The organism is Microcystis ichthyoblabe FBCC-A1114, from assembly GCF_050500245.1.
Classification (GTDB): domain Bacteria; phylum Cyanobacteriota; class Cyanobacteriia; order Cyanobacteriales; family Microcystaceae; genus Microcystis; species Microcystis ichthyoblabe_A.
In genome coordinates, this window is the sequence record NZ_CP191408.1 from 4,074,861 (window position 1) to 4,098,239 (window position 23,379).

Annotated in this window: 24 protein-coding genes and 3 pseudogenes; 11 read left to right on the top strand and 16 right to left on the bottom strand. The window is 42.9% G+C overall.

All coding sequences use genetic code 11. From position 1 onward, the window contains the following. The first annotated feature begins 28 nt into the window (after window positions 1-28). The gene (locus ACQY1Y_RS19745) at window positions 29-1,423 is read left to right on the top strand and encodes a DUF2252 domain-containing protein (protein ID WP_430013401.1); all 1,395 of its coding nucleotides are present in this window, start codon (window positions 29-31) and stop codon (window positions 1,421-1,423) included. Between the two features lie 438 nt (window positions 1,424-1,861). Continuing rightward, window positions 1,862-3,083: pseudogene (locus ACQY1Y_RS19750) on the top strand (ISL3 family transposase). A gap of 287 nt (window positions 3,084-3,370) precedes the next feature. On the opposite strand, the gene ACQY1Y_RS19755 reads toward ACQY1Y_RS19750, so the two are convergent. The 9 genes from ACQY1Y_RS19755 to gpmI all read right to left on the bottom strand — a co-directional run bounded on the left by ACQY1Y_RS19755 (window position 3,371) and on the right by gpmI (window position 12,758). Further along, entirely contained in the window at window positions 3,371-5,422 is a 2,052-nt protein-coding gene (locus ACQY1Y_RS19755) for an NAD(P)H-quinone oxidoreductase subunit 5 (protein ID WP_016514691.1), read from the bottom strand. Window positions 5,423-5,586: 164 nt separating this feature from the next. Next, entirely contained in the window at window positions 5,587-6,726 is a 1,140-nt protein-coding gene (locus ACQY1Y_RS19760) for a hypothetical protein (RefSeq protein ID WP_430013402.1), read from the bottom strand. Continuing rightward, window positions 6,723-7,460 carry a FlgD immunoglobulin-like domain containing protein gene (locus tag ACQY1Y_RS19765; protein WP_430013403.1) on the bottom strand — a complete coding sequence of 246 codons (738 nt, stop codon included), beginning with the start codon at window positions 7,458-7,460 and terminating at the stop codon, window positions 6,723-6,725. Before ACQY1Y_RS19765 ends, ACQY1Y_RS19760 begins: the two co-directional genes overlap by 4 nt. Continuing rightward, entirely contained in the window at window positions 7,457-9,022 is a 1,566-nt protein-coding gene (locus ACQY1Y_RS19770) for a tetratricopeptide repeat protein (RefSeq protein ID WP_430013404.1), read from the bottom strand. The genes ACQY1Y_RS19765 and ACQY1Y_RS19770 overlap by 4 nt, the downstream gene beginning before the upstream one ends. Before the next feature lie 356 nt (window positions 9,023-9,378). Next, window positions 9,379-10,095 carry a peptidase gene (locus ACQY1Y_RS19775; RefSeq protein ID WP_130756886.1) on the bottom strand — a complete coding sequence of 239 codons (717 nt, stop codon included), beginning with the start codon at window positions 10,093-10,095 and terminating at the stop codon, window positions 9,379-9,381. Continuing rightward, the gene (gene secG, locus ACQY1Y_RS19780; RefSeq protein WP_002736485.1) at window positions 10,096-10,329 is read right to left on the bottom strand and encodes a preprotein translocase subunit SecG; all 234 of its coding nucleotides are present in this window, start codon (window positions 10,327-10,329) and stop codon (window positions 10,096-10,098) included. A gap of 272 nt (window positions 10,330-10,601) precedes the next feature. Continuing rightward, window positions 10,602-10,889 (bottom strand): type II toxin-antitoxin system RelE/ParE family toxin, encoded by a 288-nt coding sequence (locus tag ACQY1Y_RS19785; protein WP_002737927.1) that lies wholly within the window; start codon window positions 10,887-10,889, stop codon window positions 10,602-10,604. Next, window positions 10,873-11,130, bottom strand: coding sequence for a hypothetical protein (locus tag ACQY1Y_RS19790; RefSeq protein WP_002736285.1), 258 nt, complete (start codon window positions 11,128-11,130; stop codon window positions 10,873-10,875). Before ACQY1Y_RS19790 ends, ACQY1Y_RS19785 begins: the two co-directional genes overlap by 17 nt. Before the next feature lie 29 nt (window positions 11,131-11,159). Further along, a complete protein-coding gene (gene gpmI, locus ACQY1Y_RS19795; protein ID WP_430013405.1) occupies window positions 11,160-12,758 on the bottom strand; it encodes a 2,3-bisphosphoglycerate-independent phosphoglycerate mutase in 1,599 nt (532 codons plus the stop codon). 106 nt (window positions 12,759-12,864) lie between these two features. Here gpmI and ACQY1Y_RS19800 point away from each other — a divergent pair, with 106 nt between their 5' ends. After that, window positions 12,865-13,842: a phosphate ABC transporter substrate-binding protein gene (locus ACQY1Y_RS19800; RefSeq protein ID WP_430013406.1), complete on the top strand. Its 978-nt coding sequence runs from the start codon at window positions 12,865-12,867 to the stop codon at window positions 13,840-13,842. A 67-nt stretch (window positions 13,843-13,909) separates the two neighbouring features. On the opposite strand, the gene ACQY1Y_RS19805 is transcribed toward ACQY1Y_RS19800, so the two are convergent. Continuing rightward, entirely contained in the window at window positions 13,910-14,056 is a 147-nt protein-coding gene (locus ACQY1Y_RS19805) for a hypothetical protein (protein ID WP_155119083.1), read from the bottom strand. 73 nt (window positions 14,057-14,129) lie between these two features. Between ACQY1Y_RS19805 and ACQY1Y_RS19810 the strand changes: the two genes are divergently transcribed. Next, entirely contained in the window at window positions 14,130-14,606 is a 477-nt protein-coding gene (locus tag ACQY1Y_RS19810; RefSeq protein WP_061432093.1) for a hypothetical protein, read from the top strand. An 18-nt stretch (window positions 14,607-14,624) separates the two neighbouring features. Next, complete coding sequence (locus ACQY1Y_RS19815; protein WP_430013407.1) at window positions 14,625-16,103, top strand: GUN4 domain-containing protein; 1,479 nt, start codon at window positions 14,625-14,627, stop codon at window positions 16,101-16,103. Window positions 16,104-16,137: 34 nt separating this feature from the next. Here ACQY1Y_RS19815 and ACQY1Y_RS19820 read toward each other — a convergent pair whose 3' ends face one another. After that, window positions 16,138-16,641: a pentapeptide repeat-containing protein gene (locus tag ACQY1Y_RS19820; protein WP_430014699.1), complete on the bottom strand. Its 504-nt coding sequence runs from the start codon at window positions 16,639-16,641 to the stop codon at window positions 16,138-16,140. A gap of 344 nt (window positions 16,642-16,985) precedes the next feature. Here ACQY1Y_RS19820 and ACQY1Y_RS19825 point away from each other — a divergent pair, with 344 nt between their 5' ends. The 3 genes from ACQY1Y_RS19825 (at window position 16,986) to ACQY1Y_RS19835 (ending at window position 17,814) form a co-directional block, all read left to right on the top strand. Next, the gene (locus tag ACQY1Y_RS19825) at window positions 16,986-17,108 is read left to right on the top strand and encodes a hypothetical protein (protein WP_002753062.1); all 123 of its coding nucleotides are present in this window, start codon (window positions 16,986-16,988) and stop codon (window positions 17,106-17,108) included. Window positions 17,109-17,180: 72 nt separating this feature from the next. Continuing rightward, the gene (locus ACQY1Y_RS19830) at window positions 17,181-17,429 is read left to right on the top strand and encodes a hypothetical protein (RefSeq protein ID WP_002745417.1); all 249 of its coding nucleotides are present in this window, start codon (window positions 17,181-17,183) and stop codon (window positions 17,427-17,429) included. Between the two features lie 172 nt (window positions 17,430-17,601). Beyond that, window positions 17,602-17,814, top strand: a complete 213-nt coding sequence (locus ACQY1Y_RS19835; protein WP_002765615.1) for a type II toxin-antitoxin system HicB family antitoxin — start codon at window positions 17,602-17,604, stop codon at window positions 17,812-17,814. Window positions 17,815-17,833: 19 nt separating this feature from the next. Here the strand turns inward: ACQY1Y_RS19835 and ACQY1Y_RS19840 are convergent. From ACQY1Y_RS19840 to ACQY1Y_RS19855, 4 genes and pseudogenes are all read right to left on the bottom strand, one after another. Beyond that, a pseudogene (locus ACQY1Y_RS19840) lies at window positions 17,834-18,229 on the bottom strand (PP2C family serine/threonine-protein phosphatase); the annotation flags it as partial. A 2-nt stretch (window positions 18,230-18,231) separates the two neighbouring features. Beyond that, window positions 18,232-18,357 (bottom strand): annotated as a pseudogene (locus tag ACQY1Y_RS19845) (vWA domain-containing protein); the annotation flags it as partial. A 122-nt stretch (window positions 18,358-18,479) separates the two neighbouring features. After that, entirely contained in the window at window positions 18,480-18,821 is a 342-nt protein-coding gene (locus tag ACQY1Y_RS19850; RefSeq protein ID WP_016514592.1) for a thioredoxin family protein, read from the bottom strand. A gap of 88 nt (window positions 18,822-18,909) precedes the next feature. After that, a complete protein-coding gene (locus ACQY1Y_RS19855; protein ID WP_430013408.1) occupies window positions 18,910-19,611 on the bottom strand; it encodes an NnrU family protein in 702 nt (233 codons plus the stop codon). Window positions 19,612-19,798: 187 nt separating this feature from the next. Here ACQY1Y_RS19855 and ACQY1Y_RS19860 point away from each other — a divergent pair, with 187 nt between their 5' ends. Next, complete coding sequence (locus ACQY1Y_RS19860; protein ID WP_002786792.1) at window positions 19,799-20,098, top strand: (2Fe-2S) ferredoxin domain-containing protein; 300 nt, start codon at window positions 19,799-19,801, stop codon at window positions 20,096-20,098. A 190-nt stretch (window positions 20,099-20,288) separates the two neighbouring features. Here ACQY1Y_RS19860 and infC read toward each other — a convergent pair whose 3' ends face one another. Then, window positions 20,289-20,819 carry a translation initiation factor IF-3 gene (infC, locus tag ACQY1Y_RS19865; RefSeq protein ID WP_002736104.1) on the bottom strand — a complete coding sequence of 177 codons (531 nt, stop codon included), beginning with the start codon at window positions 20,817-20,819 and terminating at the stop codon, window positions 20,289-20,291. Window positions 20,820-21,221: 402 nt separating this feature from the next. On the opposite strand from infC, the gene ACQY1Y_RS19870 reads away from it, so the two are divergent. Beyond that, a complete protein-coding gene (locus ACQY1Y_RS19870; protein ID WP_430013409.1) occupies window positions 21,222-22,646 on the top strand; it encodes an AAA family ATPase in 1,425 nt (474 codons plus the stop codon). 10 nt (window positions 22,647-22,656) lie between these two features. Next, window positions 22,657-23,358 (top strand): DUF4276 family protein, encoded by a 702-nt coding sequence (locus tag ACQY1Y_RS19875; RefSeq protein WP_430013410.1) that lies wholly within the window; start codon window positions 22,657-22,659, stop codon window positions 23,356-23,358. Window positions 23,359-23,379: the final 21 nt, after the last annotated feature.

The window sequence follows — 23,379 nt, forward strand, 5'->3', positions numbered from 1 at the left end:
GTAATCTCATTCAGGGGAAAAAGTCGCTATGAACCACCAAATAGAAACCCCGATCCGCTCACCTTCTCAAGCTCGATTCCGTTCACGGGAAGAACGCATCCAGATCGGTAAATCCCTGCGGGAGCGATTGCCGCGTTCTAGCCACGCTATCTGGCAACCCCCCGCAGCTGGTCGAGAGCCGATCGAAATCATCGAAGCATCAAATCGGGGGCGATTACAGGAATTGATTCCCATCCGCTACGGACGAATGTTGCGGAGTCCCTTTACCTTCCTGCGCGGTTCCGCTGCCTTGATGGCCTACGATCTGGCCACCACTCCCAAAACCGACATTATCGTGCAGGCCTGCGGGGATTGCCACCTGTTGAACTTCGGATTTTTTGGCACCCCCGAACGCAATTTAGTCTTCGATATTAACGATTTCGACGAAACCCTGCCCGCACCTTGGGAATGGGATCTCAAGCGTCTCGTGGTCAGTTTTGTCATCGCCGGCAGGGATAGCGATCTATCTGATCGAGAATCGAAGGCAGCGGCGATCGATTGCGCTCGTTCCTATCGAGAACACCTGCGGGAATATTCTCGCCTCAGTCCCTTAGAGGTATGGTACACGCGCATAGGAGCAGAACAGGCGATCGAGATGGCTCCCGACGAAAAGACGCGGAAGTTGCGGGAACAGATGATGACAAAGGCCCGCGAGCGCATCATCGAACATCTCTACCCCAAGATCGTCACCCAAAGCGGGGGGCGCAATCGCTTTGTCGATCAGCCGCCTATTCTCTACCATGTCAACGAACCGGATTGGGAGACTCTCGTGCGCGAGGGTCTGGAAGATTATCGCCAATCCCTGCCGGAGGAACGCCGGTTCCTCTTTGATCGCTACCAGTTAGAGGACTTTGCCCTGAAAGTGGTGGGCATTGGCAGTGTCGGCACCAGATGTTATATCGCCCTATTGTTCTCGGAAGATAACCATCCCCTCATCCTACAAGTTAAGGAAGCCCGCCCTTCGGTTCTGGAACCCTATACCGCCAAGAGCCAGTACGAAAATCAGGGACAACGGGTAGTTACAGGCCAGAGATTGATGCAATCCTCTAGCGACATATTTTTGGGCTGGACCCGGGGAAGAGGGGGCAACGACTTCTATTTACGGCAACTGCGGGATATGAAGTTTTCCCTACCCATTGAAGGAGTATCGGCCGTCCAACTGCAACGCTACGCCGAGTTCTGTGGCTGGACTTTGGCCCGCGCCCACGCTAAATCTGGAGATGCGGCCACTATTAGTGGTTATTTGGGGAAAGGAGATCAGTTCGATCTAGCCATGGGCGAATTTGCGATCGCTTATGCCGATCAGACAGAACGAGATCACGCCGCTTTGGTGGATGCGGTGAAAACAGGACGGGTGGAGGCTTTGGTAGAAGAAAATTTATAGCATTAAGCTATCAGCCTGTTATTTCTCCTCCTATCGGAGGGCGCAGGTTCCTTGCGCCCCTACAGTAACGGATTTTGTCCACAATGTAGGGGCGAACTGCGTTCGCCCAAAAGGTACATTATCAAACCCACATTCCGCACCCTCAACTGTCACATAAGCTATCCCCCTCCAGAGACTTGAGTAAAAATACTTAGCTGGTGAAGGTTTTCTCGGCACCAGCTAGGGGGGTCTTGAAACCCCTAATTATGAAAAAATAGGGCTCTTCGGGAATTGTTATGCAAATAATTAACTTAAAATAAAATTCGATGAGAGTAACTAAGCTCAAAAGTAGCTGAAATCCATACAGGGAAAGACTTAAGGCACAAACAGGTTAATGCCAAAAGATAGACAATTGAGTTAAGATTTGATATAATTGCCAAAAACGAGATTATTTTACTTATGATACTTGACAAATTTTTGAACCTACAAGGAACCTGTATTCAAGGCTATCGACACCTAGAAAATATCGGTATAGTTTGCCGAATCGAATCGAAAAATAAAAAAGTAGCCTGTCCTCGTTGTGGGTTAGAGAGCGATAAACTACACCAAAATCATCGACATTTAGTCAAAGATTTACCAATCTCAGGTCAACCAGTGTACCTACAAGTTAATCGTCGTCAATTTAAGTGCGGTAATTGTCAGAAACCCTTTAGCGAAGAGTTAGATTTTGTCGCCAAGAAACGAACCTATACGAAAAGACTAGCCGAGAATATACTCGAACAATTAAAAGAAGGAGATATTTTAGATGTTAGCCGAAGAAATGACGTAACGGAAGAAGAGATTCAAAGAATGATAGAGGACATAGGACATCGCCGAAGAAATTACAGAGCCAGACCTATCGGAATTAAAAAGACTAGGAATTGACGAAATCGCTCTAGTCAAGGGGCAAAAAAATTACTGTGCAGTTTTAGTAAATTTAGATACGGGAAAACTAATAGCTATTCTAGAGAAGCGAACACAAGAAGAATTGAGGAAAACGCTTACAGGCTGGGAAAAAGAGGTGTTAGAGTAAATTGAAGAAGTCAGCATATATCTTTGGTTGCCCTATAAAAATTTGGTGAAAGAATTAATGCCATCGGCCGAGGTAGTCGCCGATAGATTCCATGTAATGAAACAAATTAATCAAGAGTTAGACGAACAAAGAAAAGCAGAAAAAAGAGCCGTAGAAGCGCAGAAAAATAAAAAACAGAAAACAGAAAAATAAGCAAAGCTAGAAGTTTTAAAGCGAAGTAAATATAGTCTGTTAAAAAATGAAGAAGATTTAACGGAAACCCAAAAAATCAAACTAGAAGCTATCAAAGAAAATTTCCCAAATTTGCAAAAGATGCAGGAATTAAAGGAAGAATTCAGAAAGATTTATGAAACCTCAGAGAATCCGACAGAGGGAATGCTATCCATCTCGGAATGGTTGGCAAAATCCTCCAGTGTTTTTACTAAGAGTTGTCAAACAATCCGAAACTGGTTTGGAGAAATAATTAGTTATTTCGAGCGAAGGACAACGAATGGGATGGTCGAGGGAATCAACAATAAACTTAAACTAATAAAACGGAGAGCCTATGGCTTTAGAAACTTTCGGAATTTTTGGGTTAGAAGTATGTTGTCTTGGCATCTTGTATGTTGATTTAGCATAAAGAGTAACGAAGAGCCATATTTTGTCTGCGACTCAAGAGTTTTTATCAGAGTTTAAATCTATCTTTGTTATAGTTTCATATCTATACTTTTTCTTCCCCAAAAAATGTAATATTATCTTACAATAAATCCAGTTATTAAAGACTGATTATTTATTCTCCCTGTTCCCTTTTGCCTGTCCTGATATGTAGCCTATACTCAACAGATTAACAAGGGAGACTTAAAGCTGAAAAAAGGGGCTTCGCGCCCCCAAAAATCTTTAGTCAACCGATTAAAAATCTACACCAGACTATAGACAATTACTAAGCCCAAAACTGCGGCAAAGACAATTAAAGCGTAGAATTGGGCGCGACCATTTTCAAGGTATTTAAGACCTTCACCACTGACAAGAGTAGCTAAACCAGTTAAATTCACAGCCCCATCGATAACGCGATAATCCACTTCCATAATTTGCCGTGCGAGACGACGACAACCCTGTACAAAAACTCGATCATAGAGATTATCAATGTACCATTTGTTCAGGGAAAAACGATACAAAGCGGGGAATTTTTCCGCAATAGTTGCGGGGTCAATTTTCTTCTGGAGATACATCAAAGAAGCGACAGTAATCCCGATTAAAGCAATCCCCACCGAATTACCCGCCATAATCAGAAACTCTGTCCAATCAAAAGCATGAACTTCTTCCACCACTTCGTTAGGAACATGAATAAAACCCTCGAAGAAATTCTGCCAAGGTTTACCCACCAAACCAATTAACAAAGAGGGAACCGCCAAAATCATGAGAGGTAAAGTCATAGTAATTGGCGATTCGTGGGGTTCATGGGCATGATGGCCGTGGTTGTCTTCTTCCTGTGCTTCCGAGTCTAATTGCTTAACATTCATTGCCCCCGGTCCAAAAGCCGGAATCGCGCCCGCATTGGCTAACAGTCGGCGTTTAATCTCCTTATTAGTGCCTCTAAACTCCCCTTCAAAAGTGTTAAAGTACATCCGGAACATATAAAAAGCCGTTAAACCCGCAGTAGCCCAACCGATTAACCATAAGGACGGGTTCGCCTCAAAAGCTAAACCGAGAATTTCATCCTTCGACCAGAAACCAGCGAAGGGAGGAATCCCACAGATGGCCAGAGTTCCCACCAGGAAAGTTAGGGCGGTAATGGGCATATACTTGCGTAAACCGCCCATCATCCGCATATCTTGCGCTAAAACCGGCTCATGACCGACCACATCCTCCATACCGTGGATGACCGAACCAGAACCGAGGAACAACATCGCTTTAAAATAAGCGTGGGTCATCAGGTGGAATAATCCAGCACTATAAGCGCCGATACCCATAGCCATAACCATATAACCCAATTGGGAGATGGTGGAATAGGCTAAACCCTTTTTGATATCATTCTGGGTAAGGGCGATACTTGCCCCTAGAAAGGCAGTAAAGGCCCCCGTCCAAGCAATTACCGTCATCGCCGTGGGAATTGGCTCAAAAACGGGATACATCCGGGCAATCAGGAAAACTCCGGCGGCCACCATCGTGGCGGCGTGAATCAGGGCCGAAATCGGGGTCGGACCTTCCATGGCATCCGGTAGCCAGACATGAAGGGGAAATTGGGCTGATTTGGCCACGGGTCCAAGGAAGACTAAAACGGCGAATAATGCCGCTAAACTGCCGGCAATGGCTCCAGAAGAGACTAATTCCTCTAGACGTTCACCCATGATATCAAACTCGAAGCTGCCGGTAGCCCAGAAAAGCCCCAGCATTCCCAGTAATAAGCCAAAATCGCCGACGCGGTTGGTAACGAAGGCTTTTTGACAGGCCTCGGCAGCCGCCGGACGAGTGAACCAGAAACCTACTAGCAGATAGGAACACATCCCCACCAATTCCCAGAAAACGTAGATCTGGACGAGGTTGGGACTGATGACCAAACCGAGCATAGAACTGCTAAAAATGCTCAGATAGGCGTAAAAACGCACATAACCGGGGTCGTGGGCCATGTAACCATCGGTATAAATCATCACCAAAAAAGCCACGGTGGTGACGATAACCGACATTAAAGCACTGAGGTGATCGATCGTATAACCCATTTTCAGGTGAAAGTTACCCGCCGATGCCCAATCGATCATTTGGTTGTAGGGAGCGTGTCCATTGATTTGACTCCACAGCAGCGCAAAAGAAAGCACCATCGACGCGCCGAGGGTAGAAATGATTAATACAGCATTCACCTGTCGCAGACGATTGGTGACTTCATTAAAGGAAATTAAGCCCGCGCCCACTAGGGTAGCGCCTACCAAAGGCAGGACGGGAACTAGCCACGCGTACTGATAAAGCGGTTCCATTCAGTAATACCTAGTTTACAATTTCACACTATTTGGTTTATCCTCATCTATTGTGACATAGGTTAATTCTTAAGAAAGTGTTTATACCTAGTTTTGCTCAATAGGGCGGCGAAAGGTCAAAGGATCTTATCAATTTGGCAGTTTAGCGAGCGGGACGGTAATTTTTAGGGAGAAGCAGGAAAATTATCGAATAACCACGAAAGCAAGGAAACGATTAAACCAGCAGAAAAGGAAATTATCGCCACGATCGCCTCGCTGCCAAGATAACGGGATAAAAAACTGCCTTGAATCTGGGCGATCGGTAGTCGCGGATTTAACCCCACTTGGATGCTGTTGGTATTGCCGGAAACGCTCACTTCTAAACCTTGTGATGCTTCGCTAATCTGCAAGTTTTCCCCCGTGGTTTTTAGTTTGAGGTTTTGGTTACTATCCTCTCGGATAATTTTTATCTGATTTAATATCTCTACCCCCGGTTTCTCGACGATCAGGAATTGATTTTCTTCTAGCTTAAGATCCTGTTGAGCCATCCGGATATTACCAGAAATAATTGTTGATTCCACTAAGTCATCTCTCACATTATTACCGGTGATAATCGGTCGCTCAAATCTAACATTATTAACTTTAATATTGCGCCAAAAAATAGGCTGTTCTTGATCTTGAGAAAGTTGTAAATTAACATCGATCGCTTGTTGTATTTCTAATTTAAATTCGGTGGTGCTGAGATTAAATTCGAGGGGAATATCCTCTTTTTTTTGGGGTAAATTAGCAATTTTATAACCAGAAAGAGTTATTTTAATCGGGTTGCCGCTAGGGTTAAATGATAAATTTACTGGTTGAGAATTTGGCTGCAAACTAAAAGCCAAAAGATTATTAAAAGGCGCGTATTTGAGATTTTTAACTCTAGTTTCCTTTTGTAAACGGAGTTCTTGCAGGATAAAATCCGCCGTCGGGGTAATTGTTAAAGTGCTATTTTCCCGGATTGATTCAATTTCTAGTCGCTCTCGTTTATTGAGTTCGGGATCTGCAAGACTGCTAAAAATGCCAGCGAGGGTAAATTTTTTCAGTCCCGATAGATCTATTTGGGAAAGATTATAGACATCTTTGAGCAATAAACTTTCGTTTTCTTGACAGGTAAAACTAAAGCTTTTTACCAATAAATTGCCTTCAAAGTTTTGTTTAACTGGGATAATTCCCCAAAAAATCGACAGGAAAACCAGTGCTAGAGTAACTATAAAAACTGTGCAAAACTTGAGATTTTTCCTGATAAATCGCCAGAAACTTTTAAAATTATGCTTGGACTTCATTTTAGCCACTGGGGATTATGTTCAAAAGTTATATTAATCGGGGCATTTCTGGGAGGAGCATCATCTTGTTCTAATAAAGCTTTGACTCGCAATTCGTACAATCCCGCCTTAGCCAGTTTACCATCAGAAGTACGACCATCCCAACTAAAGAAAATTTCTCCTTTTGGTTGCCAGTTAGGGCGAGAAGTCTCATAGATAACCTCGTTGTTCTGGAGGATTTGTAATTCTTTGATCTGGCTACGCACATTAGCAAAAAGGACGATATCATAGGTTTTTGCCTGATTAAAAATAACTGGCAAATAGATCAATTTACCGTCACTGATAGAGGCCGTGGCCCGCAGACTTTCAAGGGCGATATCTTCGCGATCAATAACATAGTTAGACCATTTAAATTGATAGCGAGAACCTTGGGGACGCAAGGTGAAGGGAGCGAGTTGATAATTTTTTGGCACAGAACGCACTATCACTTTTGGCGCTCGGTTATTACGACTAGGTACTTCCAACTTTAGGGGGTCAGTCATCTCCCGAATCCGGCCGATAGAAAGGGAAATAAGACTAAAACTGCCCGCAATATCGATCGGAGCTATTCCCTCACAGCGCTTGTCATTATCTCTCTGGATATAGTTGCTAGATCTAGTATTTCCCGTCCCACAGTTTTGAGCTTGAATAGGGAAGAACGAGACCAAAATAAGACTAAGAATTGTTAAGTTGAGGGCAATAAATGATTTTTTCATGGTACAACCACCTGCCATTGAGCTAATTTTTGGAGAACTCGATCGATTGGGTAAGCGAAACCGATACCGGAAGAATCGATTTGGGACTCGTTAATCGTTTTAAACATCAATCCGATCACCCGCATTTCCTGATCGAATACTGGACTACCAGACCCCCCCACGGCCAGACTCACATCGATTAATAAATTGCCGCTACTAGACTGAATGCCGATGGTAATCGCCTCGTACTTCGACCAATCTTTTGATTCAGGATGTCCGATGATAGAAATCGGTGTTTGTGGGTTAATTTCGCCTTGATGAAAGGTTAAAGGACTGATATCGTCTGGTAAACCCGTGACTTCCAGCAAAGCTAAATCCAAGTTTTCTTGGGGTTGGGTGATGTGAATTATTTTAGCCACTACACGATCGCGCGGGAGGTTGGGTAGATTTTCGCCGTAATAGGGTTCCACTTCCAGATTATTTTCCAGATTATCGGCCCTCTGTTCCGTGTCGCGATCGACCACCACATGACGATTAGTGATAATCCACACCGTTGTTCCCCGGCGTTTGACCACATAACCCGTACCGTAGGCAGTCCCCTTGGCGTTACCGGTAAAGACAACACTGATTTTAACGATCGATCGCTTGATCCGGGTGAGGGGATCCTCTTGGGGTAGATATTTGGTGGTATTCAAAGCGATGATCTGCTCCGGTTGTTGCTGCAACGATAACAAGCGCCGGGCCTCTTGCAGGTTATTGCTGGCAAATTCAAACTTCGGATCGATTTTTGTCGCCTTCTCGAACTCAGCGATCGCTGCCTCTAGCTTGCCCTGTTCCTGTAGGAGCCGACCCAAATTATTATGGGCAAGGGTGTGAGCGGTAGTGGGAGTCCCAGTAGTATCATCTGGTAAATCTAAAGCCCTACGGTACATTTCCTCGGCTTCCGTCAGTTTTTTCTGGTCCCACAGCACGTTACCGAGACCGTTGTAGGCATCGACAAACTTATCATCAAGAGCGATCGCCCTACGGTACATTTCCTCGGCTTCCGTCAGTTTTTTCTGGTCATACAGCACGTTACCGAGATTGTAGTAGGCAGGGACAAACTTATCATCAAGAGCGAGCGCCCTACGGTACATTTCCTCCGCTTCCTTCAGTTTTTTCTGGGCCCTCAGCACGTTACCGAGATTGTTGTAGGCACGGACATACTTATCATCAAGAGCGAGCGCCCTACGGAACATCTCCTCGGCTTCTGTCAGTTTTTTCTGGTTTGCCAGCACGATACCGAGACCGTTGTAGGTTTCTGGAAGTTTTGGATCGAGAGCGAGCGACTTTTGACAGAAAATCAGTGCTTCGTCTAACTTATTTTGACGGAATAGCGCAGCGCAGAGATTGCTAAAAGCCACAGCACTGTTAGGATCAAGCTGAATAATTTGTCGCCAGATTCTTTCGGCTTCCGGGTATTTTTTTTGCGCTTGAGCGGTTTCACCCTGTTGCCATAACTGCTCTAGTGTTTGTGCCACTGTTGTCGGCGGCATGATCACCAATGCCAAAGTTAACACCCAAGCCAGCCGCACCACTTTCATAAGCTGATTGAAAATATTCCATCTATAGGTTAACAGATAGCAATGGAGTCAGGAACATTGCTGCATCTTAGTCGGTTAAGTAGGGGTTTGCGGCAAAAAGTACGGGCGAAGCATTCGGATAGAAAATCTCCGGTTTTACCGATAGGTTATTGCCCGAATGCTTCGCCCCTACAGGACGCGGAACCATGAAGACGCAAGGTTTTGAACCACGATTCTCTCAAAATCTTGCACCTGTTTCGCGAAACAAGACCCTAAAACCCTTACTTCGTCTATATTTCACCATTATTCAGCAAGCCCTAAGTATATCCATAACTTATACTTTTTAATAGCAGAACCGACTGAAGAGCAATATTTACCTATTCAGGTATTAGATACCCTAGCTGATTCATCTCCCAACCTAACTGAGTTGGCTGCTGATAAACCTTTTTTAAAGTGTTAATATCCCGGCTAGAAATCGGGGCAATATCTCTAGTTTGAGCGAAATACATCACATCCGTCTCCAGGGGACTATGACCCCAAATTCCCAAAGCGTGACCTAATTCGTGCCGCGCTGCGGCTAAGGCCGACCGATCGGCTAAATTAGGACTAATCTGGATACTCATCCGATGAGTTAGGCGATTTTCCTTGACAAAAATCTCGTATTGTGTTATGGCAGAACGCACCCGGGGCAGTTCTAACTTACCCGTTTCGGCATTAAAACGGACTCCCGACGGCGGTAACTCCCGTTTAATGAGGATATCGGCCAATTCTGCCCGATTTACCAACTCCATCGGCAAATACTGCCCCCATTCAGCGATCGCCTGTTGTACTAAACTCAGCCAAGAACTGCGATCGCTGTGAACATAAATCTTCACGGGAAATTGCGACCAAATCAACGCCCCCACGGGACTGATTTCCACAGCATCAAAATAATCCCCGGACTGGTTTTGCTCTTGCCATTGGGCTAAATTAGCGGGTAAAGGATGGGTTTTTAACTCTGGTAGCGATCGACTGTCGGCGATCAAAGAATAGGAAAACAGCAAAAGACTCGCCAAGGCTGCGAGTCCTAGAAAAGAGAACCGACCTCTTAGCATTTAGCGATTTAACCAGCCGGCGCTCAGTACAATAGTTAGGGTGATAAATACAGTCCCCAACGCCCAAGTCACCTGATTTAAGGTTTTTTCCGCCGTTTTTGCGCTGGTAAAAATCTGTGATTGGCCGCCAATACCGCCAATACCATCCCCTTTGGGACTGTGTAATAACACCAAAATCGCCAGAAAGGCCGCCGCCAGCGCCCAAATAATCTGTACTACCAGCACCACTGTCATGATTATTACTCTCTATTTTCCATTACAAAGTATAGCAGTTATCAAGCCGTCAGCTTTGAATTAGTTATCAACTAGGGTCCTCTTCATCCTCTATATCCTCAAGTGTTAGTGGTGCTTGGGCGCTATGGCGAACATATAAGTAGGTAGGCGTTAAAAGTTGTCAGACACCCCCCTTATCAAGGGGGGATTAAAGGGGGGACTAAGGGGGGATCGGCACCCCCCTTATCAAGGGGGGCAGGGGGGATCGAACCTAAAATCCATTTTTAATTTAATTATAACCAGCTACTTAACACATAAACCGTACTATCTCTAATTGTAAAAAGCACTCGATAGACATTTTTACCTTTCCCATAAAAAAGTTGTCGGACTTCTTTGGGTAGAAAAATCGTCTGTTCGAGCGCTAAAGCACAACGAGTTGGTTTCTCTTGCAGAGTCGCAATAGCATTCATTAATCCTCGAAACCAACGGTCAGCAAACTCAGCATTATAACCTCGATACCAGCGATAGGCTTTTTCGATCTGTGCCGTGGCAGTTGGGGTAATTTCAACCTGAAATACCATATTTTTCGGCCATTTCTTGGGCAAAATCGGCAAGAGGACGGGTTTTACCGGAGTTTATCTCCTCGAAACCTTGCTGAATCCCCTCAATGCTCTCTAAATACTCCATCAGTTGTCTGAGCTTACTAGGATCGATTTGATCGAGAAAAGTCACCAGCACTTGTGAGCGATCGCTAATATCATTGGGTAACTCGGTTAGGTGTATTTGTCCATCTCGATAAACACCTTCGATGGTTTTCAGCATAAAATTCCCCTTTCTTGACTTTTTACTCGTTAAAGCGAGATGCGGACGGGAGTGCGACTGGCTTTAATTTCCACTTCGGCTGGTTTAATCAGCGATCGCCCGGTCATTTCTACTGGGACGGGAATAGAGAGAATTTCCAGGATAGTGGGGGCAATATCGGCTAAACGACCATCATCCCGCAACTGCACATCGCCACCGTGGCCGGGTATTTTTCTTCCTTCCCCTTCAATTAAAATTAAAGGAACGGGATTAGTCGTGTGGGCGGTCCAAGGATTACCCGACTCATCCACCATCGTTTCCGCGTTACCGTGGTCGGCAGTGATTAACACTGTTCCCCCCAATTTATTGATGCTACTTAACAACTTAGCCAAGCATAGATCCACCGTTTCCACTGCTTTCATGGCCGCGTCTAAAATGCCCGTATGACCCACCATATCGGGGTTAGCGTAATTGACTACCACCAGACTATAGATCCCCTGTTCGATCGCCGCAGAGACCGCTGCTGTCACCGCGGCTGCCGACATGGCCGGAGCTTGGTCATAGGTGGCAACTTTTGGACTAGGAATTAATTCGCGTACTTCTCCCTCAAAGGGTTTTTCTAACCCCCCATTAAAAAAGTAGGTGACGTGGGGATATTTTTCGGTTTCCGCACAACGAAACTGTTTTAATCCCTGTTGAGCGATCACCTGTCCTAAAATATTATTTAAATTCTGGGGAGCAAAGGCCACATCTACCGGTAATTTCGGATCGTATTGGGTGAAAGTGACAAAACTAAGCGGAGAAATTAAATCTCGATCGAAATCTTCAAAATCGGGCATAGTCAGGGCATAACATAACTGTCTAGCTCGATCGGGACGGAAATTATAGAATATCACCCCATCGCCCGCTTCGATCGCCCCCGGGGCAATTCTGGTGGGGGGAATAAATTCATCGGTAATATTTTGATCATAAAATGCCTGTAATACTTCTGTGATCGATCGCCCGTCGATACCTTGATCACTGGTCATCACGTTATAGGCTTTTTCCACCCGATCCCAACGGCGATCCCGATCCATGGCATAATAACGGCCACTGAGAGTCACCATGCGACCGAGTTTGATTTTATTAGTATGTTCTTGAATTCTTTTAATAGCGAGCATCCCGTCGGTGACATTGGTATCGCGACCATCGGTGATGACATGAATGCAGACATCGCTAATCCCTTGCACTTTCGCTAGGTCTAATAATCCCAGTAAGTGATCGAGATGGGAATGAACTCCCCCCTCGGAACACAAACCAATTAGGTGTAATTTGCTTTTTTTAGGGCGAATCTCGTCGCAGAGTTTTAATAAAGCCTGATTTTGTTGAATCGAACCATCTTCGATCGCATCGGAAATCCGTACTAACTCCTGTGGTACAACCCGCCCCGCTCCGATATTCAGGTGGCCAACTTCCGAGTTACCCATCTGTCCTTCCGGTAGTCCCACATCCTTAGCGGAGGTGCGGATTAAGGTGTGGGGATAAACTTCCCAGAGACTATCCATAATCGGGGTTTTCGCCATTGCGATCGCATTATCCGACCTTTGCGGGCGATAACCCCAACCATCAAGGATAACCAGTACGACTGGGGATATAGGTGCGTGGGTCATGATATACAGTCCTAAATTAAGAGTGGATTTCCATGCACTAAGATAATATCATCGAAACTTCAATTGATCACCGGTGTCGGGGCGATCGACCCCCTAATGTCAGCAAATGATGGGTATGTCTCAAAAAAACGAAACAACTGCTTTAATAATCGCTCTTTTAGCCACTGCGGGCATTTTAGGTGGGGGTTACTTCTGGCTACAAAGTCAATGTGCCGCAGGTCAAGAATTTTTTCTCTGTGGCAGCAGTAAAAGTCCGCAAAAATCCCCAACATCGGGAAGTGCCTCCTCTCCCCTACCCCCTCCCCCTTCCCCCCAGGAAGTGGTTAGTTTTTCCCCACGGACTTCTATCCCCAGTGGCACGACAATTCGCATTAACGGCTCCACCAGTATGGTACAGATTAATCAAGCCTTAAAAGCCGCTTTAACGGCCAAATTTCAGGGGGTAGAGGTATTGACAAATGCTCAAGGATCTGATGTGGGATTAGAGGAAGTAGCCCGGGGGGCGATCGATATTGCGGCGGTGTCACGACCTTTAACCGAGTCAGAACGCTCTCAGGGATTGGCTTCTAGTCCGATCGTTCGAGATGCGATCGCTGTTGTAGTGGGAGTAAAAAATCCCTTTGCGGGGGGGTTAACCACTGCCCAAGTTAAAGATATTTTTACCGGAAAAATCACCTCTTGGTCCGAGGTGGGAGGTTCTGCAGCTACTATTCAAGTGATTAATCGTCCTCCGATTAGTGGCACTTATCAAAGTTTTCGTCAGGAAGTGCTGCAAGGGGGAGAATTTGGTAGGGGAACTAATTTTAAAATGATGGATAGGGATGCCACCACCCCAATTTTGCGAGTTTTAGGACTGAATGGCATTAGTTACGCAACCTATAGCCAAATTGCCGACCAAAAAACCGTCAGAGCGCTCGCTATTGAGGGAATTTCAGCCAGTGAACCTAATTATCCCTGGCAGCGTACCCTTTACTACGTTTACAAAGAACCTGCTAGTGAAGCAGTCAAAGCTTTTATGGGTTTTGTGGCCTCTAGTGATGGTCAAGAAGCGATTTTTCGGGCCAATGAAGATCTACAAAAGTAGTCAGCGAGAATATCTGAAAATCTGGGAAATTTTACGCCTTGCATGACTAGGGTGAGCATTGCCTATTTTACCGTGGAGACGGGGAAGCATTGAGAATGGTTAGCTGAACACCATTATCTTTTTCATAAACGATCGCCACGGGAATGGTCAACCTGGAATCTTTTTTCGGTAGATATGAAATTAGAAATTTCTCAGGTGAGACGAATGGAGTCATAAATTAAGTTATTCATTCCCATCGGCGATTCTACTGTTAAAATCAGAAAAAAGACGAGCTTAAGGTGGCATTGATGTCTATCATTAAACGGCGCAAATTTTTGGTTGGCTTGGTTTTGAGCCTTTTTTTCCATCGATTCTCAAACCAAAGCGTTTCAGCGCAGGAAAGTCAATCAGTCAACATTCAGTGGCGCGTTCCCGCAGAACAGGTGAACACTGTTCGGGAAGAATTGAACTTTGAAGGGCAAGTCATTCCAGACAAGTCAACGATAACGGATGATCGGGGATTACCCCTTATTTATATTTTAATTGGGGCAGTTGCTTTGGGGCAGATTGCCACAACTTTATTAGAAATTTATAAAGATACTAAATATGGAGGAGTTATTGTCCGTAAAAACAAAAAAGGAGAATTGTTAATCGAAAACAATGCAAATTTAGAACGAGGGACAATTATTATCGATCAAGGTAATGAAGTCAAGATAATTTTTAGAGAAAAAAACGATCCAAAGGCAACCGAACTCATCCAAGCACTAACCCCATTAATAAAATGATGTGGAAGGAGTAAGGTAATGAAAAAGGCTTTTTGGGGATGTTTGGCATTAACGGGAATAACAGCTAGTCTTGTTGGTATAAAAATAGCACAAGCTCAGCGTAATTCCTTGATCGTAAAAGATGCTAATGGGAAAGAAGTTATTGTTTATCAAGAAAGCCATGCTTTAGTTATTTGGGCTGGAGATTATAAAAATTGGGGAAAATTAAATAACCTTCAATATGAAGCGAAAGAGGTCGTAACGGCACTACAAAAACAAGGATTTCAGGTTAGAGAAATTCCCAATCCCAATCGAACTAAATTGAGTAATGGGATCAAGGATTTTATCGATGATTATGGTTATCGACAGAATAATCGTCTAGTGATTTTTTTTGCAGGGCATGGTTACACTCGTCAGCAGACCAAAGGATATTTAGTTCCCGTTGATGCACCCGATCCGATTGTTGATGAACAGGGCTTTCTGAAAGCGGCATTGTCAATGGAACAGATTAATTCTTGGGCAACTCAAATGGAGGCAAAGCACGTTTTATTTGTGTTTGATAGTTGTTTCTCGGGAACGATTTTTAAACAAAGATCTAATGGAGAGGATGCGGGAAATGCTTATATCCGAGATGTGATGAATAAACCCGTGAGGCAATTTTTAACGGCTGGTGATGCGAATGAAAAAGTTCCTGCAAAAAGTGTATTTACGCCGCTATTTTTGAGAGCATTAGAAGGGGAGGCTGATTATACAAAAGATGGGTATGTAACGGGAAGTGAATTAGGTCTTTATTTGACGCAACATATTCCCAATTTAACAAGGGGAAATCAACATCCTCAATTTGGGACGATTCTAGATGTTAACTTAAATCGGGGAGATATTGTTTTTCGCTCATCTATAGCCGTAGTATCCCCCCAACCCAGTCCATCACCTCCCGTGCTTACGCCACCGAAACCTACACCATCAAATCCGCCAATCCAACCACGATCGACCCTTATCTCCTCAACCACTGGCGTGGACTATACAACGCTACGAGAACTCCTGCAACAAAAGAAATGGAAAGAAGCAGACGACATAACTTTTAAGTTAATGTTAGCGTCAGCCAAGTATCAAAATCCAGATTGGAAAAATAGGGACTGGTTGGATGAAAAGGATATTAATAGTTTTGCTTGTGAGGACTTAAAATTTATTGATCGGCTTTGGTCTGAGTACAGTAATAATCAATTAGGACTGTCGGCACAATTAAAGTTTTGGAATGATGCTAAAAATAATTCAACAACTATCATTGAAGCTTATCGTCAATTTGCTCAATGGGTTCAATGGATACTACCATCTAGTACCAGTTCTGGTAGTAGCTATATATCGAGTGATGATATTAAATATGCCAATCCACCTCAAGGACATCTTCCGGTACAAATAACTTATCCTTTAGGAGAGGGTTGGTCAGATGGAGGAAGCAATACGAATCGGCACTTGCTATATTCACGCTTTGCAGATTGTCGAAAGAAAGGTAATTAATATCAAGAATTGCTTAGATGTTTTTAGATGTTGTTTAACATCTTATTCCTGTACTTCCATCGGGTGCAATGGCATCGCCGCAACCTCGAGTACCATTCAAAATTACACCACTCATATCAGCCCCAGTAAAGTTGGCTCCATATATAGAGGCATTAGCTAAACTCGCTCCCGTCAAATTAGCATCCATAAATTTTACACGACCCAAATCAGCACTATTTAGCTTGGCATTCTTGAGGTTAGCCCCAATGAGGTTAGCATAACCTAGGTTAGCACCTGTTAAAATTGCCCCTTCCAAATCAGCTTGTAGTAAATTACTTTCGCTTAAATTGGCACTTCTTAAATTAGCACCTTTCAAGTTGGCATTCTTTAAGTTCAACTTGCTTAAATCTGCCCCACTGAGATCGCAACCCGGACATTGTTTTGTCTTTTTTAGTTTTGCTACATGATCGGGGTTTTCTGCATAAATAGGGGTGGTTAACCCAATAAAGCTAAAGATAATGGCAACAGTTAAGGTTTTGAGCCTGATTTCCGCTAACATTTTGTCCACGATTGAAGATGAATAGTCCTTATCTTAGCTTTATCCTGTAAAAATGTCAAAACATTAAAGGGTATTCCACTGGGGGCATCCCACTATCACACTTTTTTAGTGCGTGTTTATATTCAAGAGTTTGGACAGTCCTGTGTCAGTGAATTGTAGCGTATAAGGCGTGTCGCAGTTTTTTCAAACTCCGATCCTACATCGTTTCCACACGAGGTTATCAGGGGTTCCGCGATTCGATACCTGTCACCGTCACCCCAGGAGGGTAAATGCCATTTTCCCCTACATAATCTATGGTTTATAATTACGATAGATATTAACCAGCGCAAGTTAGGAGTAAATACTTGTCAAAAAAGAAATTTCGTAAATCTGTTGAAAGCATTCGTTATCAAATTCTGAATCATCATCAAAAAATTGCCAATGAGGAACAAAAAGAATCCCCCGATGAAAACTTAATTAATTACTGAGAAAGAGAAATTAAAGGTTTAGAAAAAAGTTTATCTAGAGCAGAAAAGCGATTAAACAGAGGAAAATAAGCAATGATTTCAAACACTGAAAAACCCTTGAAAGTCAACTCTACCTTGGCCACTCTATTATCTGAATTAGGTGAAGAATGCGAGGCGGTTTTATTCTTACTAAGTCAGCTTAAATTACCAAGCCTAACTGATGACCAAAAAGGGGATATTTTGGCAGAATTAATAGGCTCAATTACTCACTTGCACGTTCATACCGAAAATTTACCTGATTTAATTGGGGATGAAATTTTAGCTTTGCCAGATGATCAATAATGTTATGATGATTCTTTGTTCTCTGGTTCAGTAGTAGTAGGTTGGGTTGAGGCACGAAACCCAACACAAAGCCTATAATTGTTGGGTTTCACTCTGTTCAACCCAACCTACATAACTTATCAAATCAAACAAATTCGTAATCTAATTTTAAAATATAAATTAGGAGGGAAAGATGAAAATTCGCTATGAATTAATTATTTATTGGAGTGAGGAAGATCAAGCTTTTATTGTTGAAGTTCCAGAATTAGCAGGATGTATGGCAGATGGAGAAACCTATCAAGAAGCTGTACAAAATGCTGAACTTGTTATTCAAGAATGGATTGAAACTGCCAAACAACTAGAACGAATCATTCCTGAACCAAAAGGACGACTATTATTTACCTAATGATGAAGTTTCTCTGATTGTTTCCCCATTCCCCCTTGTCAGGCTGCAACAATAACTGATAATTTCCTCCCAGAGGTTTGAACACAATAAAAACGTCTCCTATCTGCATCGCCGCTAATCGTTTTGAAGTAACCAAAACAACCAGTAAAGTTGTCGCCAGATCATTAATGTCTAACTGTTCTTTTTCGGCTTCTTCTTGGAGAGTTTGCTGAACATAAGCCAACATTTGCCAGAATATTTCCTTTAATTCGGCTTCAGTTTCAGTTGCCGCAAATGCTGTTTTTTAGAGATTTTCCTCTAAAAAATGCAGCGCTGCTTCAACTGTTATTTTCGCACCCAAATCCGAATGTTTGGCACTACCGGCCCCATCAGCCACGGCTCCAATCAAAACATCCTGACCCAATAATTTATAATCAAGGTTTTGATCCCATCATTGAGAGCCTTAATCGGTTCCCCTTGCATTGAACCAGAGGTATCTAGTAGTAGTACCACAGGACAGCGATTTTCCTGATTTTCGACAAATTCAGCCACACCAATCGGCATTTTTTTCAAGCCTCCTAATTTTTTGAACTGGGGGAACTATGGGAGTTGTAGCAATTGGGATTATCTACTTTTTGTCCCATTATATTATCTCTGCCAGTCCCATCAGAAAAGATATCTTTCCCTTAAGCTGAACGCGGGATTTGATTTTTGACTATTAGTCGCAGGGTTTGTTGCAATTCCTCGCGACTGTGAATTTCCTCCAGACGGTGAACCGGAACACCTCGATCGAAGAGAATTAAAGTAGGCAGACTACGCAGACGAAAACTATTAGCTAATTTAAAATTATTATCGGCATTGACACCGACTAATTGAATCGCATCTTGACACTCATTTTGCCAAGAAAAGAGGGTGGGTTGGATTAAACGACATAAACCACACCAAGGCGCCCAAAAATACACGAGAACCGGACGAGAAGACTCTAAAACTAGCTTAGGGAAGCTCTTTTCGTTGACAGATAGTATCATGTCTAAACGTATTTTATGAAAACTTTATTTTGATATAGAAGCCATTCTACACCAATCGGGATCAACAGGAAAGGAGTTGGGAGCAAAATCACCAATAAATTTTACTTGTTGCTTGCATTAGCCAAGGATGCGCCCACCAGAGGAGTAAAATAAACCCTGTTACTCCTAGATAGGCAGGACGAAGGAATTCTTGCCATTTTAGACTTTGCCGACCATCGATAATTGCTAAAAAGGGAACCACTGAGGTGCGTTCTTTGATCTTTAAAAATGCCTCTCCGTAACGGTCTTCTAAACGGCGATCGCCATGCCAGACAGCAAAAAGATGATGAGCAATTAAACCTAGGGAAGTTAATAGGGTAAAGCTTGTCCCTAACCAGAGGGTGTGACCAATACACCAGATCACCTGTCCTACCATCTGGGGATGACGGGTAACGCGCAGGATGCCGGTTTCATAGAGATGAACCTGGGGTTTTTGGATAGCGGCGATCTCCAGCAGGTTAAAGGTGGCAGGATAGAGAAAGAAAAAAGAAATGGCCGAAAGTATCCAAACTAGGGTTTTTACTCCGGTTACTCCCTGTACTTGCCAGAGAAGCAAACCATCATAACGATGATTGAAGAAATAAACTACTAAAATTACTGCTAGAGGAATACTCACAAGGGCAAATAATACCCGATACAGTCGCGCACCGATGATGGCTTCTCCCCGCATTCGTAAACTGGCTAATCCGCTATGGGCAACAGCAAAACCCAATAATAAACCTAACATGATCCAATGACTAGCGAATGCCACTTTTACCCTCTTGATTGACTAAATTTTTCTCCCAATTCTATTTTAAAGATTGATGGTTAATTTTTCAGCCCCCTTTTTTTGTGTTGCCAGTATCGGGGATTCGGGGCAAAATAAAACTATGCTTCCCCAAAGCGACTCCCAAGAATATAACCGGGGAACTATCCAATTTTGCAACTTTTTAGGTAATATGTCTTATCCCCAAAAGCGATTTGTGATGGTCTGTCAGCATTCTTCCTGTTTGGTGCAGGGTGCGTCCGAGCTTCTTTTAGCATGGCAAACGGCAGCTCTCCCAGAAGATGTCATCGTTATGACCAGTGGTTGTCAAGGACAGTGTAGCACTAGCCCCACGGTGAGGATTATTCCCGAAGAAACTTGGTACTGTCGTGTTAAACCAGAGGATGTCAATCAGATTGTCGAGGAACATTTAAAAAACGGTCAACCGGTCGAGCGTTTACTCCATCCACGCATTCACGCTCAATGGCAGTAAACTCGGTAATCAATTTTTAGGTTATGCTTCGCAATAGTCTTTTGCTACTAGGTTAACCCCTGTGAGTGCCTGTGATTGCAATCCAGAGACTTAATTCTCGGATAATACATTTGTTTTAGATTATTGGTTTCCTTTCGGGATTTCCGAAGAACAAAAAAGGGGACTTAGCCCCTTTTTCTGGATTAGTTAGTTATTTTTTCGGCGATAACATCATCATCATGTTACGACCTTCTTTTTTTGGTGCTTGCTGTACCTCAGCTACATCCTCTAAATCCTTGGCCATGCGAGCCAGTAATTCTTCCGCTAGGTTAGAGTGTTGAATTTCCCGACCTCGGAAGGTAATCGTCGCTTTTACCTTATCTCCCGCTTTTAAAAAACGTTGCGCTTGGTTGACTCGCACGTTGTAGTCATGCTCATCGATTTTATAGCGCATTTTAACTTCTTTTATATCGGCTGTATGCTGTTTTTTCTTGGCTTCGCGGGCTTTTTTCTCCTGTTCAAACTTGTACTTACCATAGTCCATAATCCGGCAAACGGGAGGACTTGCCGTTTCACTGACGAGGACGAGATCAAGTTCCTTTTCTTCGGCCACGCGCAAAGCTTCGGCAGGAGTAATAATTCCCAGTTGAGAGCCGTCGCTATCGATAACGCGGATTTCGGGAAAGCGGATTCTTTCGTTAATTTGGGGGAGATCGCGAGTAGTGCGTCTTTTATCTATCACAGGCGTTCTGGGTTATCTCTATTCTAGTTAGTTAATCGGTTGGAGTTTACAAAATGGTTTACTTGCTATTCTACCTACTCGATCGAGTTTCTTGGCCAATTGTTAAGTTTTCTTGCAATGTTAATTTTTAGCCGCCGGTCGTCAGCCGTCGGCCGTCAGCCAGATAAGCTGTTGTCTATGGGTTTTGTTAGACTAAGACCCTATACTCTCAGGAATCGATCGGTAAGGTGCGTTCTCCCTCGTTGCAGCAGGTAACGCACCCGACAAAATCGGCGGCATCGCACTACCCCTGTAAGCCAATGTCTAGATTATAGTAGGACGGTATCAGGCGAAAGTTGATAAGATTTTCCAGTATGGTTAAATATTGCGCTGATGTTTTAATATTACCTATCGCCTAAAACTATGATTACTTATATTAAAATTCATGGCTTTAAATCCTTTCATAATTTTGAAATGGAATTTACGCCGCTTACTGTAGTTGCTGGGGTTAATGCTTCTGGTAAGAGTAATTTATTTGATGCTTTGCAATTGTTGGCGCGGTTGGCAGAAGTGGATCTGAAGACGGCTTTTAGCGAGCAGCGAGGACATCCTAGCGAACTTTTTACCCAGTATGATGAGGACGACTACGCCACGGAAATGGAATTTATAGTTGAAATGTTAGTCAATCGCAAGGTAAAAGATAATTGGGGTGGGGAAGTCGATCTTAAATATACAAGGTTGCGCTATCAATTAAAAATTAAACGAGAGTCTAATATAAGTGGATTTGAAAACTTGTATATTGTTGATGAATGTTTAGAAAATTTAAAGCACAATGAAGATAATTGGGTAAAAAATTATATTCCTAAGACAGTATTGGAAACTTGGCGACCAAAAGTAACGGGGAGGAGAGCCATTCCTTATATTAATACTGAAGATAAGAGTGGTATTGCTACCATTGTTGTACCTCAAGACGGTCAACAAGGAAATAAAAAAGTATTTCCCGCAAAAAACGCATCACAAACTGTTTTAAGCAGCATTAATACCATAGATTTTAAACATATATTAGCCGCCAAACAAGAAATGCTGAGTTGGAAGTTTATGCAGCTTAATCCCGAAGATCTGCGAGAACCTACTCGTCAAGATATGGGCATCAGAGATACAATAACAGCAAGCGGAAAGAATTTAGCCGCTGCTTTATTTCGCATCAAACAAGATGATGAATATACCCTCACAGCAATTTCCCGTGATCTCAATAATCTGCTACCGAATCTTACAGAAGTTAATGTTTATGACGACAAAGCAAATCGACAATTTATTATCAAGGTAAAAGGTGATGATGGTCGGGAGTTTTCTTCGAGAGTGCTTTCCGAAGGAACCCTACGTTTATTAACATTATGTGTCCTGCAATACGACCGACAACACACAGGATTACTGTGTTTTGAAGAGCCAGAAAATGGCATTCATCCTTTTCGTATTGAAGCAATGGCAAGATTATTAAAAGAGCTAACTGTCGATTTTAAAGATACTGAAATGCCTTTACGCCAAGTAATAGTGAACACTCATTCTCCAGTTCTGGTGAGTCAATTAATTAATTGGCAAGATGATAAAAATGTCAGCATTTGGCTTTCTCAACTTACCAATCGAATATCCACTATTGAAGGGAAGCGAATTAAGATGAAAAGCAGTAATTTTCACCCTGTTATCAAAGATAATAAAAAGCAATTAACCTTATTTTTCTCCGAAAATGAGGCCAAGCTAACTCTCTCGGAAGTTGTCGAATATCTAAAAACTGCTGATGCTGAAAGTGCGATTAAAAATATTAAAAATCAACAAAACCAATTAATGTAAATCAATTAAGATGGCAAAAAAAATCAAACAAATAATTATTGCCTTAGCTACAGAAGGCAGTTCCGATCATAGATTTTTAACGAATATTATTCAGCGCACTTTCGAGAGAGTTGCTCTTGACGATGAACAAGAAATAGAAATTTTTGACCCAATTTGTCTTCCACAAATCTCTGGCGAAAATATCCGAGAAAAAGCTAAAAAATATGCAATTCAAGCGGTGGAGAAGGGAGCAATGGTTTTGTGCTTCCATGCAGACGCAGATGATAAAACAGATGAAAACGCATTTAAGGAAAGAATTGATCCGGCTTTTAATGCTATTAAATCAGACGAGCGAGACTTATGCAAAAATTTAGTTGCTATCGTTCCAATACAAATGACTGAAGCCTGGATATTAGCAGACAAAGAATTACTAAAAAAAGAATTGTGTACAAATAAAAGTGATAGTGAGTTAGCAATCGATAAAGATCCCGAATCTTTTAGCAATCCGAAAGAAACGATTAAAAATGCCATCAATAAAGCCAGAGAAGGTATAACTAAACGGTATCGAAATAAACTAAAAATTGACGATTTATATTCACCGATTGGTACAAACATCCCATTGTCGAAATTAGAATCCTTGTCTTCCTACAAAAAATTTGAAAAGGCAGTACGAGATATTTTTCCACAATTAACGAAAGTCAACAATATAGAAGATAATCCTGATCAAACGTGAATAGGACCTTGCTAATACCAT

Excerpts from the sequence above, each read along its gene's own strand:
- ACQY1Y_RS19755 (WP_016514691.1), bottom strand. The coding sequence starts at position 5,422 with ATGGAACCGCTTTATCAGTACGCGTGGCTAGTTCCCGTCCTGCCTTTG.
- ACQY1Y_RS19745 (WP_430013401.1), top strand. The coding sequence starts at position 29 with ATGAACCACCAAATAGAAACCCCGATCCGCTCACCTTCTCAAGCTCGA.
- ACQY1Y_RS19775 (WP_130756886.1), bottom strand. The coding sequence starts at position 10,095 with ATGCTAAGAGGTCGGTTCTCTTTTCTAGGACTCGCAGCCTTGGCGAGT.
- ACQY1Y_RS19760 (WP_430013402.1), bottom strand. The coding sequence starts at position 6,726 with ATGAAGTCCAAGCATAATTTTAAAAGTTTCTGGCGATTTATCAGGAAA.
- ACQY1Y_RS19820 (WP_430014699.1), bottom strand. The coding sequence starts at position 16,641 with ATGTTAGCGGAAATCAGGCTCAAAACCTTAACTGTTGCCATTATCTTT.
- gpmI (WP_430013405.1), bottom strand. The coding sequence starts at position 12,758 with ATGACCCACGCACCTATATCCCCAGTCGTACTGGTTATCCTTGATGGT.
- ACQY1Y_RS19805 (WP_155119083.1), bottom strand. The coding sequence starts at position 14,056 with ATGACTCCATTCGTCTCACCTGAGAAATTTCTAATTTCATATCTACCG.
- ACQY1Y_RS19860 (WP_002786792.1), top strand. The coding sequence starts at position 19,799 with ATGTCTTATCCCCAAAAGCGATTTGTGATGGTCTGTCAGCATTCTTCC.
- ACQY1Y_RS19850 (WP_016514592.1), bottom strand. The coding sequence starts at position 18,821 with ATGATACTATCTGTCAACGAAAAGAGCTTCCCTAAGCTAGTTTTAGAG.
- ACQY1Y_RS19770 (WP_430013404.1), bottom strand. The coding sequence starts at position 9,022 with ATGAAAGTGGTGCGGCTGGCTTGGGTGTTAACTTTGGCATTGGTGATC.
- ACQY1Y_RS19870 (WP_430013409.1), top strand. The coding sequence starts at position 21,222 with ATGATTACTTATATTAAAATTCATGGCTTTAAATCCTTTCATAATTTT.
- ACQY1Y_RS19800 (WP_430013406.1), top strand. The coding sequence starts at position 12,865 with ATGATGGGTATGTCTCAAAAAAACGAAACAACTGCTTTAATAATCGCT.
- ACQY1Y_RS19765 (WP_430013403.1), bottom strand. The coding sequence starts at position 7,460 with ATGAAAAAATCATTTATTGCCCTCAACTTAACAATTCTTAGTCTTATT.
- ACQY1Y_RS19835 (WP_002765615.1), top strand. The coding sequence starts at position 17,602 with ATGAAAATTCGCTATGAATTAATTATTTATTGGAGTGAGGAAGATCAA.
- ACQY1Y_RS19875 (WP_430013410.1), top strand. The coding sequence starts at position 22,657 with ATGGCAAAAAAAATCAAACAAATAATTATTGCCTTAGCTACAGAAGGC.
- ACQY1Y_RS19830 (WP_002745417.1), top strand. The coding sequence starts at position 17,181 with ATGATTTCAAACACTGAAAAACCCTTGAAAGTCAACTCTACCTTGGCC.
- secG (WP_002736485.1), bottom strand. The coding sequence starts at position 10,329 with ATGACAGTGGTGCTGGTAGTACAGATTATTTGGGCGCTGGCGGCGGCC.
- ACQY1Y_RS19790 (WP_002736285.1), bottom strand. The coding sequence starts at position 11,130 with ATGCTGAAAACCATCGAAGGTGTTTATCGAGATGGACAAATACACCTA.
- ACQY1Y_RS19785 (WP_002737927.1), bottom strand. The coding sequence starts at position 10,889 with ATGGTATTTCAGGTTGAAATTACCCCAACTGCCACGGCACAGATCGAA.
- ACQY1Y_RS19815 (WP_430013407.1), top strand. The coding sequence starts at position 14,625 with ATGAAAAAGGCTTTTTGGGGATGTTTGGCATTAACGGGAATAACAGCT.
- ACQY1Y_RS19810 (WP_061432093.1), top strand. The coding sequence starts at position 14,130 with ATGTCTATCATTAAACGGCGCAAATTTTTGGTTGGCTTGGTTTTGAGC.